This is a genomic window from Streptococcus sp. 68 (assembly GCF_013277415.1).
Lineage (GTDB): Bacteria > Bacillota > Bacilli > Lactobacillales > Streptococcaceae > Streptococcus.
The window spans coordinates 122,020-136,579 of sequence record NZ_VMMX01000003.1 but is presented as its reverse complement, the minus strand read 5'-3'; the positions used below and the strand labels follow the sequence as shown (position 1 = coordinate 136,579).

Annotated in this window: 13 protein-coding genes and 1 other annotated feature; all 13 genes read right to left on the bottom strand. The window is 40.2% G+C overall.

Features of this window, described 5'->3' with window-relative positions:
* Nucleotides 1-800: 800 nt before the first annotated feature.
* Nucleotides 801-959 carry a hypothetical protein gene (locus HT720_RS01480; protein ID WP_050314293.1) on the bottom strand — a complete coding sequence of 53 codons (159 nt, stop codon included), beginning with the start codon at nucleotides 957-959 and terminating at the stop codon, nucleotides 801-803.
* A gap of 9 nt (nucleotides 960-968) precedes the next feature.
* Nucleotides 969-2,279: a GTPase ObgE gene (gene obgE, locus HT720_RS01475; protein ID WP_173274503.1), complete on the bottom strand. Its 1,311-nt coding sequence runs from the start codon at nucleotides 2,277-2,279 to the stop codon at nucleotides 969-971.
* Between the two features lie 63 nt (nucleotides 2,280-2,342).
* Nucleotides 2,343-2,477: a DUF4044 domain-containing protein gene (locus tag HT720_RS01470; RefSeq protein ID WP_000863859.1), complete on the bottom strand. Its 135-nt coding sequence runs from the start codon at nucleotides 2,475-2,477 to the stop codon at nucleotides 2,343-2,345.
* A gap of 58 nt (nucleotides 2,478-2,535) precedes the next feature.
* Nucleotides 2,536-2,727: a PspC domain-containing protein gene (locus HT720_RS01465; RefSeq protein ID WP_173274502.1), complete on the bottom strand. Its 192-nt coding sequence runs from the start codon at nucleotides 2,725-2,727 to the stop codon at nucleotides 2,536-2,538.
* A gap of 14 nt (nucleotides 2,728-2,741) precedes the next feature.
* On the bottom strand, nucleotides 2,742-4,067 hold the full coding sequence (locus HT720_RS01460; RefSeq protein ID WP_173274501.1) for a glycosyltransferase family 4 protein: 1,326 nt from the start codon (nucleotides 4,065-4,067) through the stop codon (nucleotides 2,742-2,744).
* Nucleotides 4,068-4,082: 15 nt separating this feature from the next.
* Complete coding sequence (cpoA, locus tag HT720_RS01455) at nucleotides 4,083-5,126, bottom strand: alpha-galactosylglucosyldiacylglycerol synthase (RefSeq protein WP_173274500.1); 1,044 nt, start codon at nucleotides 5,124-5,126, stop codon at nucleotides 4,083-4,085.
* 221 nt (nucleotides 5,127-5,347) lie between these two features.
* Complete coding sequence (locus tag HT720_RS01450; RefSeq protein ID WP_000331921.1) at nucleotides 5,348-5,677, bottom strand: metal-sulfur cluster assembly factor; 330 nt, start codon at nucleotides 5,675-5,677, stop codon at nucleotides 5,348-5,350.
* A 14-nt stretch (nucleotides 5,678-5,691) separates the two neighbouring features.
* Nucleotides 5,692-6,801, bottom strand: coding sequence for an RNA polymerase sigma factor RpoD (gene rpoD, locus HT720_RS01445; RefSeq protein ID WP_000201905.1), 1,110 nt, complete (start codon nucleotides 6,799-6,801; stop codon nucleotides 5,692-5,694).
* A 2-nt stretch (nucleotides 6,802-6,803) separates the two neighbouring features.
* On the bottom strand, nucleotides 6,804-8,564 hold the full coding sequence (gene dnaG, locus HT720_RS01440; protein ID WP_173274499.1) for a DNA primase: 1,761 nt from the start codon (nucleotides 8,562-8,564) through the stop codon (nucleotides 6,804-6,806).
* Nucleotides 8,565-8,653: 89 nt separating this feature from the next.
* Nucleotides 8,654-9,412 carry an ABC transporter ATP-binding protein gene (locus HT720_RS01435; RefSeq protein WP_173274498.1) on the bottom strand — a complete coding sequence of 253 codons (759 nt, stop codon included), beginning with the start codon at nucleotides 9,410-9,412 and terminating at the stop codon, nucleotides 8,654-8,656.
* Nucleotides 9,409-10,275, bottom strand: coding sequence for an ABC transporter permease (locus HT720_RS01430; protein ID WP_173274497.1), 867 nt, complete (start codon nucleotides 10,273-10,275; stop codon nucleotides 9,409-9,411). The genes HT720_RS01435 and HT720_RS01430 overlap by 4 nt, the downstream gene beginning before the upstream one ends.
* Before the next feature lie 68 nt (nucleotides 10,276-10,343).
* On the bottom strand, nucleotides 10,344-11,348 hold the full coding sequence (trpX, locus tag HT720_RS01425; protein WP_173274496.1) for a tryptophan ABC transporter substrate-binding protein: 1,005 nt from the start codon (nucleotides 11,346-11,348) through the stop codon (nucleotides 10,344-10,346).
* A 208-nt stretch (nucleotides 11,349-11,556) separates the two neighbouring features.
* Nucleotides 11,557-11,774, bottom strand: a binding site (T-box leader).
* A 69-nt stretch (nucleotides 11,775-11,843) separates the two neighbouring features.
* Entirely contained in the window at nucleotides 11,844-14,540 is a 2,697-nt protein-coding gene (gene ppc / locus HT720_RS01420; protein WP_173274495.1) for a phosphoenolpyruvate carboxylase, read from the bottom strand.
* Between the last annotated feature and the right edge of the window lie 20 nt (nucleotides 14,541-14,560).

Genomic DNA, 14,560 nt, shown 5'->3' with positions numbered 1-14,560 from the left:
CATATATACGGCAAGGCGATATTGACGTGATTTGAAGAGATTTTCGAAGAGTATAATCTTTCTCGAATCGCTATTGCCCCTTTTTTGCCCCCTGAAATCGAGTAGGAGCTAAGACTACCCCCCTTATCTAAGTATCGGAATACGGCTGTTCAACTAAACTTTAGAAAGAACTTCTCCCCCTTCTCTCAGTTCACAGAAGCGTTTTATACATAGCGTCCTATATTTCATGAACAAGACGTTTTCAGGCTAGCATCCTATCAGACAATCTATTTTAAAGATAACCGTGACTCAGGATCACCTCTATCTGTCGTTTTCTCTTTATAGTGATAGACCTCACGGGATAAGTCATACATCTTTCCTCGTGTATACAAGATATGAGGACGTTAAAAGGTTACAGTGAAAATAGAAAATCCTAGTCCGAATTCAATTACTCTCGTGATTTACGCATATAGGTTACGACTACCTTTTTGGAATTTAGAGTTTTGAGCCCCCTTATCTACTATATACGCCTTACTATCACGTTCCTGTTCGTAGAGCCACGATTTCGCTATCCCTTCCTCTGACGATTCTTATTTCCAGCATCAGACTTGGGAATCGCTATTTGACTCGCCGATAACTTTGACATCAGATATACTATAATAAAGTGAAAAAAGAATTAAACAATTTAATTTTGAAATTCAAATCAATTGATAACAATATTTTAGAAGATATGCTGTGCTATTCCAGATTCAGTTTGCTATACATGCCCGTCGTACCACAAAATCCCGTGTCTGATCAGACACGGGATTTTTTTATCTTCTTTACTGAGATGAATTGTCTTTTTTAGTTCGTGCCAACCTCAAGGCACGATTTGGATTGAGACGATTAAACAGTTCTTCCAATTTCTTTTCATTCCAAACGTCTGCAGCGGAAACAAAGTTGCCATCCGCATCTCGGAAAGATATCGGTTTATCTCCCATATCAATCTCCTAGTCTACAAATTCAAACTCAAATTTACCAATGCGGACTAAATCCCCATCCTTAGCACCACGCGCACGAAGGGCTTCATCAACTCCCATACCACGAAGTTGGCGGGCAAATTTCATGACTGATTCGTCACGATCAAAGTTGGTCATATTAAAGAGTTTCATCAGTTTTTCACCAGAAAGTACCCATGTCGCATCGTCATCACGACTAATTTCAAAGGCTTTTTCTTCTTCGTCAAATCCATAGTAAGCTTCTTCTTCCATATCGGACTCGTCGTAGAGCAAGAATTCTGGTGTCTTGTCTAACAATTCAGCTGTAGCATCCAAAAGCGTTGCCAAACCTTGCTTGGTCAATCCAGAAATTGGGAAAATAGCTGGTAACTCTTCAAATTCATCGTAGTTTTCAGCCAATTTCTTCTTGAATTCTTCAAGATTTTCCTGACTTTCAGGCATGTCCATCTTATTGGCTACGATAATCTGTGGACGCTCCATGAGGCGAAGATTGTATGACTCCAGTTCTTTATTGATGGCAAGATAATCCTCATAAGGATCACGACCTTCACTAGCTGACATATCAATGATGTGAAGGATGACACGTGTACGCTCGATGTGACGGAGGAACTGGGTCCCCAGACCAACACCTTGACTAGCCCCTTCAATCAAACCTGGTAAATCAGCTACTGCAAAGGATTCACCTGATTGGGTACGAACCATACCTAGATTTGGCACAATTGTCGTAAAGTGGTAGGCACCGATTTTTGGTTTAGCCGATGTGATAACACTTAAAAGTGTTGATTTCCCTACAGATGGGAAACCTACTAAACCGACATCCGCAAGGATTTTTAGTTCCAATTGTAACTCACGTTCCTGACCTGGTTCTCCATTTTCAGAGATTTCCGGTGCAGGATTTTTTGGTGTCGCGAAACGAATATTTCCACGTCCACCACGACCACCGTGGGCAACGATAAATTCTTGCCCGTGTTCAATCAAATCTGTCAAGACCTTGCCAGTATCCGCATCACGAACAGTCGTACCTTGTGGTACTCGAACTCTAAGGTCCTCAGCACCACGACCATGCATCCCTTTGGTCATTCCTTTCTCACCAGAATCAGCCTTGAAATGGCGATTATAGCGGAAATCCATGAGGGTACGTAGACCTTCATCTACAACGAAGACGACATTGCCTCCACGACCACCATCACCGCCCCAAGGACCACCATTAGGGACATATTTTTCACGGCGAAAGGCAACCATGCCATCACCACCATTACCAGCCTTGACCTTGATCTTGGCTGTATCTAAAAACATACTCATTTTTTCTTCTCACTTTAAAAAAGGGCTGGGAAATCCCAGTCACTAAATTTTCTTGAATCTATTTTATAGATTACTGAGGGCACCAATTGCAGTTGCAAAAATTCCCAATAAACTTGCTACTAGCATGATAATCACGATAAACAAGGTTATTTTCTCAAACATCGTTTTTTTACGATTTCCATTATCTCCAAATGCCATTTTTATCTCCTTCGTTACATTCTATTTTCTATTATCTTAGCATGAATTTAGCTAGTTTTCAATAGTCAGTTGCTACTGGCGCAATCATCCATAAAATGATATAAGCTACAATTCCTGCCCCATAACAAAATGCAAGAACACCCCATATTACACGAACAATAGTCGGATCCATATCAAAATAATTTGCGACCCCAGCACATACTCCAGCAATTTTTTGATCACTACCACTTCTCATCAATTGTTTTTTCATAGCTATTCCTCTTTCTATTCTTCATGGTCTTTCCAATAATCTCTGATGCTGATTAACTGTGTTTTTGAAGCCCTCAGCATTCGTCTAGAGCCTTTTACAGGCACAGCAACCACCTTTTGCGGTAGATACAAAACTGTCTTAAAGATACGCTGACTAACCGTATCATCTTTAGCCAAATCTTTCTGGAAGTTATTTGAAATGATGGCATCCAGATAAAACTCATGCACTCGTTTCCCAAAGTTCTCAGCTGAAATCTCATACAATTTCTCTGATAAGGTATGCTCATTCATATCTGGCGTTGCAATCAGAGCTTCCAAAATAGCACCAGCCAAATCATGTTCTCCATAGTACAAGGTTCCAAACATTTTATCACTGATAAGATTGTCCAGATAAGGATTTCCATGTGCAATGACAGGCGTCCCACTGGCTAAGCTTTCCAAGTATGTCAAGCCTTGGGTTTCACTTGTCGATGCCGAGATGAAGAAATCTGCCGCCTTATAATAAAGAGCCGTCTCACTAGGAGCAATCATCCCTGTAAAGACAACAGAGTCTTGAATCTCTAGTTTCTGGGCTTGCTCTTTGAGGTCATCCAGATAAGGCCCATCCCCAGCAACTACCAGTTTCACCTTGTCTTCCTCTCTCAGAACTTCTGCAAAGGCTGCTAATACTGCTTGAATATTTTTTTCATAGGAAATTCTGGAAAGACTAAGCAACATCTTTTCATCATCTTGAATCCCTAGTTTACTACGTAGTTCTTTCAAATTTTCCTGCTTGATTTCCGGACGCTCAAACTTAGCTAATTCAATCCCTGTTGGAATGACCCGTTTTTCAACCTTGACCTTATAGTCAGATAGCAAGTCACGGACAATCTCACTCGGGCAAATAACCCCATCCACATCATGCAGGAAACCTCTGACCAGGTACTTGACCATGCTAGGACGAATCAACATCCCCTTGGCAATATAATGCACATAGTCTTCGTACTGAGTGTGATAGGTATGGATGACTGGAATCTTCAATTCACGCGCAATCCAAATCCCCAACAAACCAAGAGAAAATTCTGTCTGAGTGTGGATAATATCCAGTTGATATTGTTTAGCAATTTCAAGCGCCTTGCTGAAACCTCGATAGGCAAAGCGACGATCTTTAAAAGCAAAGAAAGGAACACTTGGAATGCGGATAATTTGCCAGTCTTCATAACGATTGACATCCTTATCTGTCGTCGTAAAGATAAAAACAGCATGTCCCTGCTTTTCAAGTTCTGTTTTCAAGGTTCGAATACTGGTCGCAACACCTGAAACCTGAGGAAAATAGGTATCTGTAAATAAACCAATTCGCATAGATTACCTCACTTTTTACTTTCTCCCTAAAGCGGCTTGTTTCTCATAAAAGTCCAACCAGATTTGTAACAGATGCTCTTCAGAATACTCTCTAGAAATATTCTTAGCCTTTTCTTTGAGGTCTTTTAAGGCAGCAGGATTTGCTTGATATTCCAGAATAGCTTCTTTCATCTCTTCTCTATCTGCTGTCGCCCGATAATTTCCCTCCAAAATTACCTTATAAAGATCTAAATCACGCAACATAATCGGAGCTTCACAACTGGCAGCCTCTAAAATCGTCATCGGAAAGAGCTCATTGTAACTAGGAAGCAAGAAAAGATCCGCTAGGGCATACAATTCGCGCATCCGATCTGGCGATACAATTCCTGGAAAAATCAAATTTTTAGGAGGATTTTCCATGATTTTCTTGTAGCGTTCATAACCATCTGTCATACCACCAAAAGAGAAACCACCAGCCCAGATAAAGGTAATCTGTGGCAATTCCTCAGCCAGACGGATAAAGTCATCAATCCCTTTACGTTTCTGAACTTGACCAGCACCTACTACGATAAACTGATTGTCACTAAGACCTAGCTCTGTTCGCAGTCTGACTATCTCTTCTTGTGGTAGAGGATGCCATTTTTCCTTGTTGACAAAGTTAGGAATATAAGTCACTTTTTCACGTGGAATACCAGCTGCCACCAAATCCTCAATAAACATAGGATTGACCACCACCAAGTGCTCCATCCGATTGTAAAAAGAAAATACATAGCGTTTAACAATTCCCTTTAAGAAAAATGGAATTTTCAAACTCCCCTCAAGTGTGTCAGGCAAGAAATGAACATAGCCAATTTTCCTTCCTGAGCGTTTCTTTTGGAATGTTGATAAATAATAGGGGAAATCAATTGTATGAAAGTGAGTCACATCTGCCTCTATTGGAAGATTTTCTGTAACAATCAATTGGTCCTTGGCATCACGGTGAAGAAGACGAACTAATTCACGGTAAGCACCTGAAACTCCTTGTCCTGCTACTTTCTCACTTGAACTCAACATATTGATGCGTAATTTCTTTTTTTCCATAACTACTATTATATCATTTTCTTTGAATAAAATCAGCAAAAGAAAGGAGAGACTAGAGGAAAAGAGGGGGAAATTTCCTCACTTTTCCAACGGTCTCTCACATGTTTTTATATGTTTATACTCAATGAAAATCAAAGAGCAAACTAGGAAGCTAGCCGCAGGCTGTACTTGAGTACGGCAAGGTGAAGCTGACGTGGTTTGAATTTGATTTTCGAAGAGTATTACTTAATGCCTAGGGCAATGCGTGCATAGCGACTCATTTTTTCAACGGTCCAGGCTGGATACCAGACTAATTTGACCTCAGTATCCGTTACTTCTGGCACCTCTGTCATGGCATCATAAATCTGGTCTGTCAAAAGGTCAGCTAGGGGACAACCCATAGTTGTCAACGTCATATCAATCTCTGTTTGCCCTGTGTCACCGTCAAAACGAATCTCATAAATTAAACCAAGATTGACAATATCGATTCCCAACTCAGGGTCGATGACTTCTTCCAAGGCTGTTAAAATGCGTGTTTTGATGTTATCAATTTGCTCTTCTGTATAAGCCATATTCATCCTCACTCTTAGTCTTCAATAAAATCACGAAGCGGTTTACTACGACTTGGTTGGCGTAGTTTTCTCAAAGCCTTTGCTTCAATCTGACGGATACGCTCACGGGTTACGTTAAATACTTTACCCACATCTTCAAGGGTACGCATTTTTCCATCATCTAATCCAAAACGTAGACGCAAAACGTTTTCTTCACGGTCTGTAAGAGTATCCAAGACTTCATCCAACTGCTCACGCAAGACGATACGAGTCGTATAATCCACTGGATTTTCAATCACTTCATCTTCGATAAAGTCCCCAAGGTGGCTATCATCCTCTTCACCGATAGGAGTTTCAAGGGATACCGGTTCTTGAGCAATCTTCAAGATTTCACGAACCTTATCAGGGGTCATATCCATACGTTCAGCGATTTGCTCAGGTGTTGGATCTTGTCCCAATTCTTGAAGGAGATTCCGCTGTTCACGAACCAATTTATTGATAGTTTCAACCATGTGAACTGGGATACGGATGGTACGAGCTTGATCAGCGATGGCACGAGTGATAGCCTGACGAATCCACCAAGTTGCGTAAGTTGAAAACTTGAACCCTTTAGAATAGTCAAACTTGTCAACCGCCTTCATTAAGCCCATGTTCCCTTCTTGAATCAAATCAAGGAACTGCATACCGCGTCCAACATAGCGTTTGGCAATAGAAACAACCAAACGAAGGTTGGCTTCCGCAAGACGTTGTTTGGCTTCAATATCACCAGCTTCAACAGCTAGTGCCAATTCTTTTTCCTCTTCATTGGTCAAGAGAGGAACGACCCCGATTTCTTTCAAGTACATACGAACAGGGTCGTTGACCTTAGCCGAAGTTGACCCAATCAAGTCCTCATCGCTGAGTTCTGGTTCTTCTTCAGCACTAAGAACACGCGCACTTGGATTTCCTTCGTTATCTGTGATAGAAATCCCTGCATCCTGAATCCGTTGCAAGAGATCTTCAATTCCATCAGCGTCCAAGGTAAAAGGAACGACAAGACTAGCATTGATTTCATCATCTGTTGCTGTCCCTTTTTGCTTATGATTACGGATAAATTCTGCTACTTGTACGTCAAATGTTGTTACTTCTTTTTGTTTTGTTGCCATTGTTACTCCATTCTTCTCTTTTGTGAAATTAAACGTTCCAATTCTTCTAAGGCTGTGTCGGTATCTCCTACATGGCTAGCTTCCTGCACCTTCTTTTTGATTCTCATATTGTTCTGATTCAAGAGAGCCTTGTTTCGAGTCATTTCTACTTCACTAAGTTCCTGCGGTGACATCTCAGCAGGCAAGTCCTGAGCTAACACTTGGTACCAAGCTCTTTCAACTTCCTCTGTCTGTTCTGCTAAAACTTCTGGAGGAAGATTGCCATACTGACCAAGCAAGTCATATAAGACCTGAAATTCAGGTGTAGCAAATGCAAAGTCTTCTCGCAAGCGGTAATCGTTCAAAACAAGAGGGGAGTCCATCATTCGATAAAGTAGATGAGCTTCTGCCCTCATAATAGCCGATAACTGCTTGGTGACAGGCATTGTGATTGGCGTCGGTCTGGAAATTCCTTCCATGCGATTCTGCCTTTGCGCCTGACGACTTTCATTAACAATCTGCTCAATCTGGGCATAATCAAAGGACGCCAGACTGTCAGCTAAAATATGAATATAACTGTTTTGAGCAGTGATAGACTTTTCTTGAACAATCAAGGGAGCTATTTTTTCAATAAACTCAATCTGGGCCTGCAGATTTTCACTATTTTCAGGCTTGTACTGGTGAATGTAAAACTCAATCGGACTAATACGAGTTTTCGTTAATAGATAGGCCAAGTCTTCTGGTCCATTTTTTTGTAGATACTCATCTGGATCCAAGTTATCAGGCATGCTGACAATTTGCACAGGCATCTCACCAATTTCGTCCAGCGCTTTTAAAGTCGCGGCTTGCCCAGCCTTATCGCCATCGTAAACAAGAACCAACTTCTTGGTTAACCTTTTCAGATGCTCAACATGCTCACGACTTAAGGCCGTTCCCATAGACGCTACAGCGTTTTCTATTCCAGCCCGATAGGCTGCGATGACATCCATGAACCCTTCCATCAGGTAAATCTCACTGGCTTTACCAGAAGATTTTTTTGCCCTATCCATATGATATAATTCGTAACTTTTGTTAAAAATTTCAGTCGATCGGCTATTTTTATACTTAGAAGTTTGTGAATCCGTTTTCTGCCAGATACGACCTGAAAAGGCAATGACCTTTCCCTGATCATTGTTCAGGGGAAACATAATGCGATTGTGAAAGGTGTCTACAAATTGATTAGCATCTGAGAGGTAAAATAGCCCTGAATCTAGGAAATCCTCATCACGATACTGACCAGACAAACGTTGATAGAGATAGTTTCGTTCTGGAGGTGCTAAACCAATCCGAAAATGCTTGAGCACTTCATCTGTCAAACCACGCTGATAAAGGTAGTTTCTGGCCTCTTCCCCCATGGTCGTTGTCATGAGAATGGCATGATAAAATTTGGCAGCATCTTCATGCATATCATAAAGAGTTTGGTGAGGCGAGTCTGGCTTCTGTTCACTATAAAGCGGTTTTTCCACCTCTATCCCAACACGCTGACCTAAGATTTGGACAGCCTCCATAAAGGGAACCCCTTGGTACTCCTCGATGAACTTAAAGACATCACCTGAGCGACCACAACCAAAACAGTGGTAAAACTGCTTGTCCTCTACAACGTTGAAAGAAGGTGTTTTTTCACCATGAAAAGGACAGAGCCCTAGATAGTTCCGTCCTGCCTTTTGTAAAGAAATCACATCCCCTATGACTTCCACAATGTTGGCATTGTTTTTGATTTCTTCAATGACTTGTTTGTCAACCATACACAATACCTCCATGTTATCATAGTTTACTTTATATAGTATACTTTATTTCAGAAAAAAAGTAAACCATTTCACTCATTTTCCCTACTTTATTCAAAAAGTTGATAATAATCAGAGATTTTCATTTTTGCTTTTTCTTCTTGGTTCAAATCTTGGATAATTCGTCCTTCTTTCATGACAATTAAGCGATTGCCATACTTAAGAGCATCTTCCATATGGTGGGTAATCATAAGCGCTGTCAACTGATCTTTCTTGACAAATTCATCCGTCAATTCCATGAGTGCGACACTGGTCTTTGGATCAAGAGCTGCAGTATGCTCGTCTAACAAGAGTAATTCAGGACGCTTCAAGGTTGCCATCAAGAGACTCAAGGCCTGTCTTTGACCACCTGATAAAAACTCAATCGGTGTATTCAAGTGTTTCTCAAGACCATTTCCCACTTTTTCAATTGTTGTCTGAAACTCATCCTTATAGCTAGTCAAGCGTCGTGGTAACAATCCACGCTTTTCACCACGAAACTTGGCAATCAAGAGATTCTCTGCCACTGTCATACGAGGAGCTGTCCCCATCTTTGGATCTTGGAAGACACGAGACAGATACTTAGCGCGCTTCTCTGGTGAAAACTTGGTAACATCTTCACCCAAAATACGGATAGTTCCACTGGTTAGTGATAAAGTTCCTGCAATAGTGTTAAAGAGGGTTGATTTCCCAGCACCATTTCCACCTAAAATCGTGATAAAGTCCTGTTCAAAAATTTCTAAGGAAACATCATTTAAAATAATCTTTTCTTCATCAAAGCCATTTTTAACGACTTTGGTTGCATTTTTTAATTCTACAATTGCTGTCATTTGCTTAACTTGGCTCCTTTCAAGATTGTTTGCTTAAATGTTGGAATCATGAGGCAGACTGCTAAAATCACGGCGCTGTACAAACGAAGGTAACTTGTATTAAAGCCAAGCGCAATAACTGCCCACACTAAGAATTGATAGGCGATAGAACCGACAACGATGGTAACCAGACGTTCTGCCAAGCTCAAACTCTTGAAGATAACTTCTCCAATAATCAAACTTGCAAGCCCCACAACGATAACCCCGATTCCTCTAGATACATCGGCATACCCTTCTTGCTGGGCAATGAGAGCTCCTGCAAGGGCAATCACACCATTTGATAAGACCAACCCCATAAGCTCCATGCGCCCAGTATGAATCCCGAAACTTCTAGCCATATCAGGATTGTCACCTGTAGCAATATAGGCTTGTCCGAGTTTAGTGTCCAAGAAAAAGAGCATGAGAACAATGACAAGACTGACAAAGATGAGACCTGTCAAGAGTTGATTCAAATCCGAATCAAAAGGCAAAACATCCTGAATTTGCTTGGTTCCAAGTAAGCCTAAATTGGCACGCCCCATGATCAAGAGCATGATAGAGTGACAAGAAGTCATCACCAAAATCCCTGAGAGCAAGGTTGGAATCTTCCCTTTTGTATAAAGAAGTCCTGCTACCATTCCAGCCAAACAACCTGCTCCTACAGCAACAAGTGTCGCTAAAAAGGGGTTCACGCCTTTGGTTATCAGAGTGACAGCAACAGCTCCCCCAAGAGGGAAGGAACCTTCTGTTGTCATATCTGGAAAATTTAAAATCCTAAATGTCATAAAGATCCCCAGACCTAAAATAGCCCAGACAAATCCTTGAGAAATAATAGAGACAATCATATTTTATTTAATCCTTTCTATATTCATCTTTTTAAAAAATGGGAAGAGTCTCCTCCTCCCTACCTTATTTATTCAATGACTTGTCCTGCTTCTTTGAGAACAGACTCAGGAATAGTAATACCTAGTTCTTGTGCTATTTTTTTATTGATGACTGACTTACCAGTTGAAAAGACATTGACTGGGGTATCAGCTGGTTTCGCACCTTTCAAGACTTGCGCAATCATTTTTCCAGTTGCCACACCAAGGTCATGTTGGTCAACTACAACGGATGCCAAACCACCTACTTCTACCATAGCTGTGGCACTTGGATAAATTGGTTTCTTAGAACTTTGATTGCTAGAGACAACCGTTGGAAATCCTGATGCAATAGTGTTATCAATTGGAACCCAAATAGCATCTACCTTGCTAGTCATAACAGTGACAGTTGAGGCGATTTCATTTGTTGAAGGAACTGCAAATGTTTCCACTGTCAGACCTGCTTTTTCAGCATAAGCCTTAAATTCTTCGACCTGTGTTTTTGAATTGTCTTCGCTACTTGAGTAAAGAGCTCCGATTGTTTTCACATTCGGTGTCAGAGCCTTGATGAGTTCAACTTGTTGTTGAGCTGGATTGTGGTCAGATACCCCTGTAACGTTGCCACCTGGTTTTTTCAAATCTTTAACCAAGTTAGCACCGATTGGGTCTGTAATAGCGGCCATGATAACCGGTAGGTCTTTTGTGGCACTAGCCAAACCTTGAGCAGCTGGTGTCGCAATACCAACCACAAGGTCATTGCCATTTGCAACCAATTGTTTACTCATTGTCGCAACCTTACTTTGATCACCTTCTGAGTTCATAAAATCGATTTTAACTTGATCATCTTTATATCCTTCTTCAGCAAGTCCAGCTTGAATCCCTTTATAAATCAAGTCAAGAGATGGATGGCTCACAAATTGAAGCACACCAATCTTGGTTATTTTCTTCTCATCCTTATTATTCTTAGCTTCTGGTTTATTCATTGAAGAATAAATCAAGCTTCCTGCTACTAAGACTGCTAATGCAGCAATAATTCCAATTAAACGTTTATTTTTCATTCTGTTTCTCCTTTTTATTTCCTTTAACATATTTCACTTATCTAATACTCTTCGAAAATCTCTTCAAACCACGTCAGCGTCACCTTACCGTAGGTATATGANNTAGCTTCCTAGTTTGCTTTTTGATTTTCATTGAGTATAAACAAGCGACGCCATCGTTTTCTTTCCATACTAACCCCCATCAAAAAATCCTCACACAAAAAACTTGTGTGAGGACGTCGATGCGCGGTACCACCTCAATTATAGGGAATTTCCCTATCGCTCTGTCTCGCAATAACGAGATGCACTGTAAGGTGTGCTCACCGAATTTTTATGATTTCAAATTCTAAATAACATTCAGCCCAATTTTCATCATCGCCACTTATCTGTTTTCAGCTACCACAGACTCTCTAAAAAGTTTGTATGATTACTTTTCTGAATGGTTAAATTATATCATTTTTCAACTACTTGTCAATAGTCTATTAGAATTTTTTTCATCTTCACTTTTGAAAATGATTAGCCTGAATTACGCAATCCTGTCGCAATTCCGTTGATGGTGATATGAATCAATCGTTCTTGATCACTTGACAATTCTCCACGGCGTTGGCGTTTAATCAACTCCAACTGAATATAGTTGAGAATATTAAAGTAAGGCATACGGTAATCCAGACTAGCTTTTAGATATGGATTGTCAGCTAAGAGTTCGTCATGTCCTTCAATAGCCAAGATAACGTTCTTAGTAACTTGCCATTCATTTAAAATAGTCTCATAGATGGCCTTAACTTGCTCGTCTTCACAAAGTTTAGCATATTCAAAAGCAATATTCATATTTGATTTTGATAAAACCATATCAACATTTGAAAGAAGCGATTGGAAGAAAGGCCAATTTTGGTACATATCTCGTAAAATAGCAATATTCTCTGGATTTTTATCGATAAATTCCTTGAAGCTTGAACCAACCCCGTACCATCCAGGGAACATAACACGACTCTGTGACCATGAGAATACCCAAGGGATGGCACGCAAACCACCGATTTCAGTAATCGTCTTACGAGCTGCTGGACGAGAACCAATATTAAAGCTTGAAATAGCCTTGATTGGACTTGACTCAAAGAAATAGTCATAAAAATGCTCATTACCAAAGACCAAATCACGGTAGATATCGTAACTACGGTCCACTACTTGATCCATAATGGCTTCATAACGATTTGAGGTATTGGTATCGCTCTTCTTCTGAGTAATCATACGGTTAATGGCTGCAGATACTAGCATTTCAAGGTTATAGTAGGCAGCATCTTTGTTACCGTATTTATTCCCAATTACTTCACCCTGCTCCGTCAAGCGGATACGATCCTTGATAGACTTGAGCGGTTGAGAAGTGATAGCTTCATAGGTTGGTCCACCACCACGACCGACAGTCCCACCACGGCCATGGAAGAAGGTAACCTTAACGCCAAATTCATCTCCAATAGCAGTCAATTGTTGTTGAGCCTTGTAAAGGGTCCAACATGATGATAAGTAACCGCCATCTTTATTACTATCAGAGTAACCAAGCATGATTTCTTGGTAGTTATTGCGTGAAGCAATCCATTTTTTGGCAAGAGGAAGAGAAAGATATTGTCTCATTGTTTCCTCTGAATGATCCAAGTCTTCAATTGTTTCAAAAAGGGGAACAATCTGAACACGCGCCCTTTCCGTATCCACCAGTCCTACTTCTTTTAATAGAATAGCTAATTCTAGCATATCAGAAAGGCTGGTAGCATGCGAAATAATGGTTTGGCGGATGACATCATCTCCCAACTTATCTTTCAAAACACGAGCCGTCTTAAAAATAGCTAGTTCTTTTGCTAATAATTCTGATTTTTCTGCGTGAGTAGCAGAAAGAATTCGGGGATCTTCTTCTAACTCTTTCAAGAGAAGGTCACATTTTTCTTCTTCGCTCAACTCGCTATAACGAGAATGAATTCCTGCTGATTTCAAGAGTTCTGCCACACAGGCTTCATAGACGCTAGAGTCTTGTCGCATATCAATTGATGCTAGGTAAAAACCAAATATCTCTACTGCCTGCAATAATTCCACAAAATCACCTGAAATCAAGGACTCGCCCTTATTTTCTAGTAGAGAATCTCGAATGGCAATCAAATCCTTGTAGAAATCATTGGCAGTTTCATAGCGAGTCCCAACTTCCTTATCCTCAATCAGATAGGTTTTAGTTGCTTGGATTTTTGATTGAATATCAAACAAGGCACGACGGTAAAGCTCTTTTTCGCGGTAAATCGAGTTATCCTTGGATTGACGAGCCATTTCTCTGACTTGCTTGCTGACGTTGACAATGCTAGTTGAAAGAGAAAATTCACGATAAAGTTGGTAAATCTTTTCATCATAGTAGTTCATGATGACTTCACACTGAGTGAGTGCAGACTGCTTCAAGGTCTCTGCTGTAACAAATGGATTTCCATCACGGTCACCACCTATCCACATACCCATGGTGATTGGTTTAGCTTGTTTTAAATCCAGACCATGCACTTGCGCTAAGCGCTTATACTCTGTCGTCAAGTGAGGTACAGCTTTCAAAAAGGAGCTGTTGTAATATTCCATAGCATTCGTGATTTCGTTAGTCACTTTTAATTTTTTCTCACGAATCATGTCTGTCTGCATGATAATTTCGATGTAACGACGCAAATCATTGTGCCATTTTTCTTTATTGATCAACCCCAACTTAACATCACGGTATTTACGCAAAAGACTATGAATATGATTTGTTAAATCCAACATACTTTTGCGTTGCACTTGTGTTGGATGGGCTGTCAAAACAGGGACAACATTCAAGTGTTCTAGGATCTCAACGGCATTTTCCTTTTCTGCTACCAATTTAATCGTTGTAGATAATTTACCTAAGTAGTCCTGATCAATATTATTTTGATGATTGATTTCATAAGCTAAATCCACATCCTCTGAAATATTAATTAAAAGAGGTAAGATTGAAAAATAGCGTGAAATATAGACCATTTCATCATTTGATAAGCTAGTCACTAGACGGTTTAGACCTTGATAATCTTCCTGCGTTGATAATTCTTTCAACTGCATGATTTTTTCAAAGGTCTCTGGGGCAAGCATATTTTTAGTAATATCTTCCAATAATTCTGTTAGAATCAATACTTCTTCTTGCACAACACTTTTATTACTATAATTTTCTAATTTTTGAAGAGACATAGACTATCCTTTCTTTATTC

Coding starts and splice junctions, on each gene's coding strand:
- cpoA (WP_173274500.1), bottom strand. CDS start 5,126: ATGGAAAAAAAGAAATTACGCATCAATATGTTGAGTTCAAGTGAGAAA.
- obgE (WP_173274503.1), bottom strand. CDS start 2,279: ATGAGTATGTTTTTAGATACAGCCAAGATCAAGGTCAAGGCTGGTAAT.
- rpoD (WP_000201905.1), bottom strand. CDS start 6,801: ATGGCAACAAAACAAAAAGAAGTAACAACATTTGACGTACAAGTAGCA.
- HT720_RS01465 (WP_173274502.1), bottom strand. CDS start 2,727: ATGAAAAAACAATTGATGAGAAGTGGTAGTGATCAAAAAATTGCTGGA.
- dnaG (WP_173274499.1), bottom strand. CDS start 8,564: ATGGTTGACAAACAAGTCATTGAAGAAATCAAAAACAATGCCAACATT.
- trpX (WP_173274496.1), bottom strand. CDS start 11,348: ATGAAAAATAAACGTTTAATTGGAATTATTGCTGCATTAGCAGTCTTA.
- HT720_RS01470 (WP_000863859.1), bottom strand. CDS start 2,477: ATGGCATTTGGAGATAATGGAAATCGTAAAAAAACGATGTTTGAGAAA.
- HT720_RS01480 (WP_050314293.1), bottom strand. CDS start 959: ATGGGAGATAAACCGATATCTTTCCGAGATGCGGATGGCAACTTTGTT.
- HT720_RS01430 (WP_173274497.1), bottom strand. CDS start 10,275: ATGATTGTCTCTATTATTTCTCAAGGATTTGTCTGGGCTATTTTAGGT.
- ppc (WP_173274495.1), bottom strand. CDS start 14,540: ATGTCTCTTCAAAAATTAGAAAATTATAGTAATAAAAGTGTTGTGCAA.
- HT720_RS01460 (WP_173274501.1), bottom strand. CDS start 4,067: ATGCGAATTGGTTTATTTACAGATACCTATTTTCCTCAGGTTTCAGGT.
- HT720_RS01450 (WP_000331921.1), bottom strand. CDS start 5,677: ATGGCTTATACAGAAGAGCAAATTGATAACATCAAAACACGCATTTTA.
- HT720_RS01435 (WP_173274498.1), bottom strand. CDS start 9,412: ATGACAGCAATTGTAGAATTAAAAAATGCAACCAAAGTCGTTAAAAAT.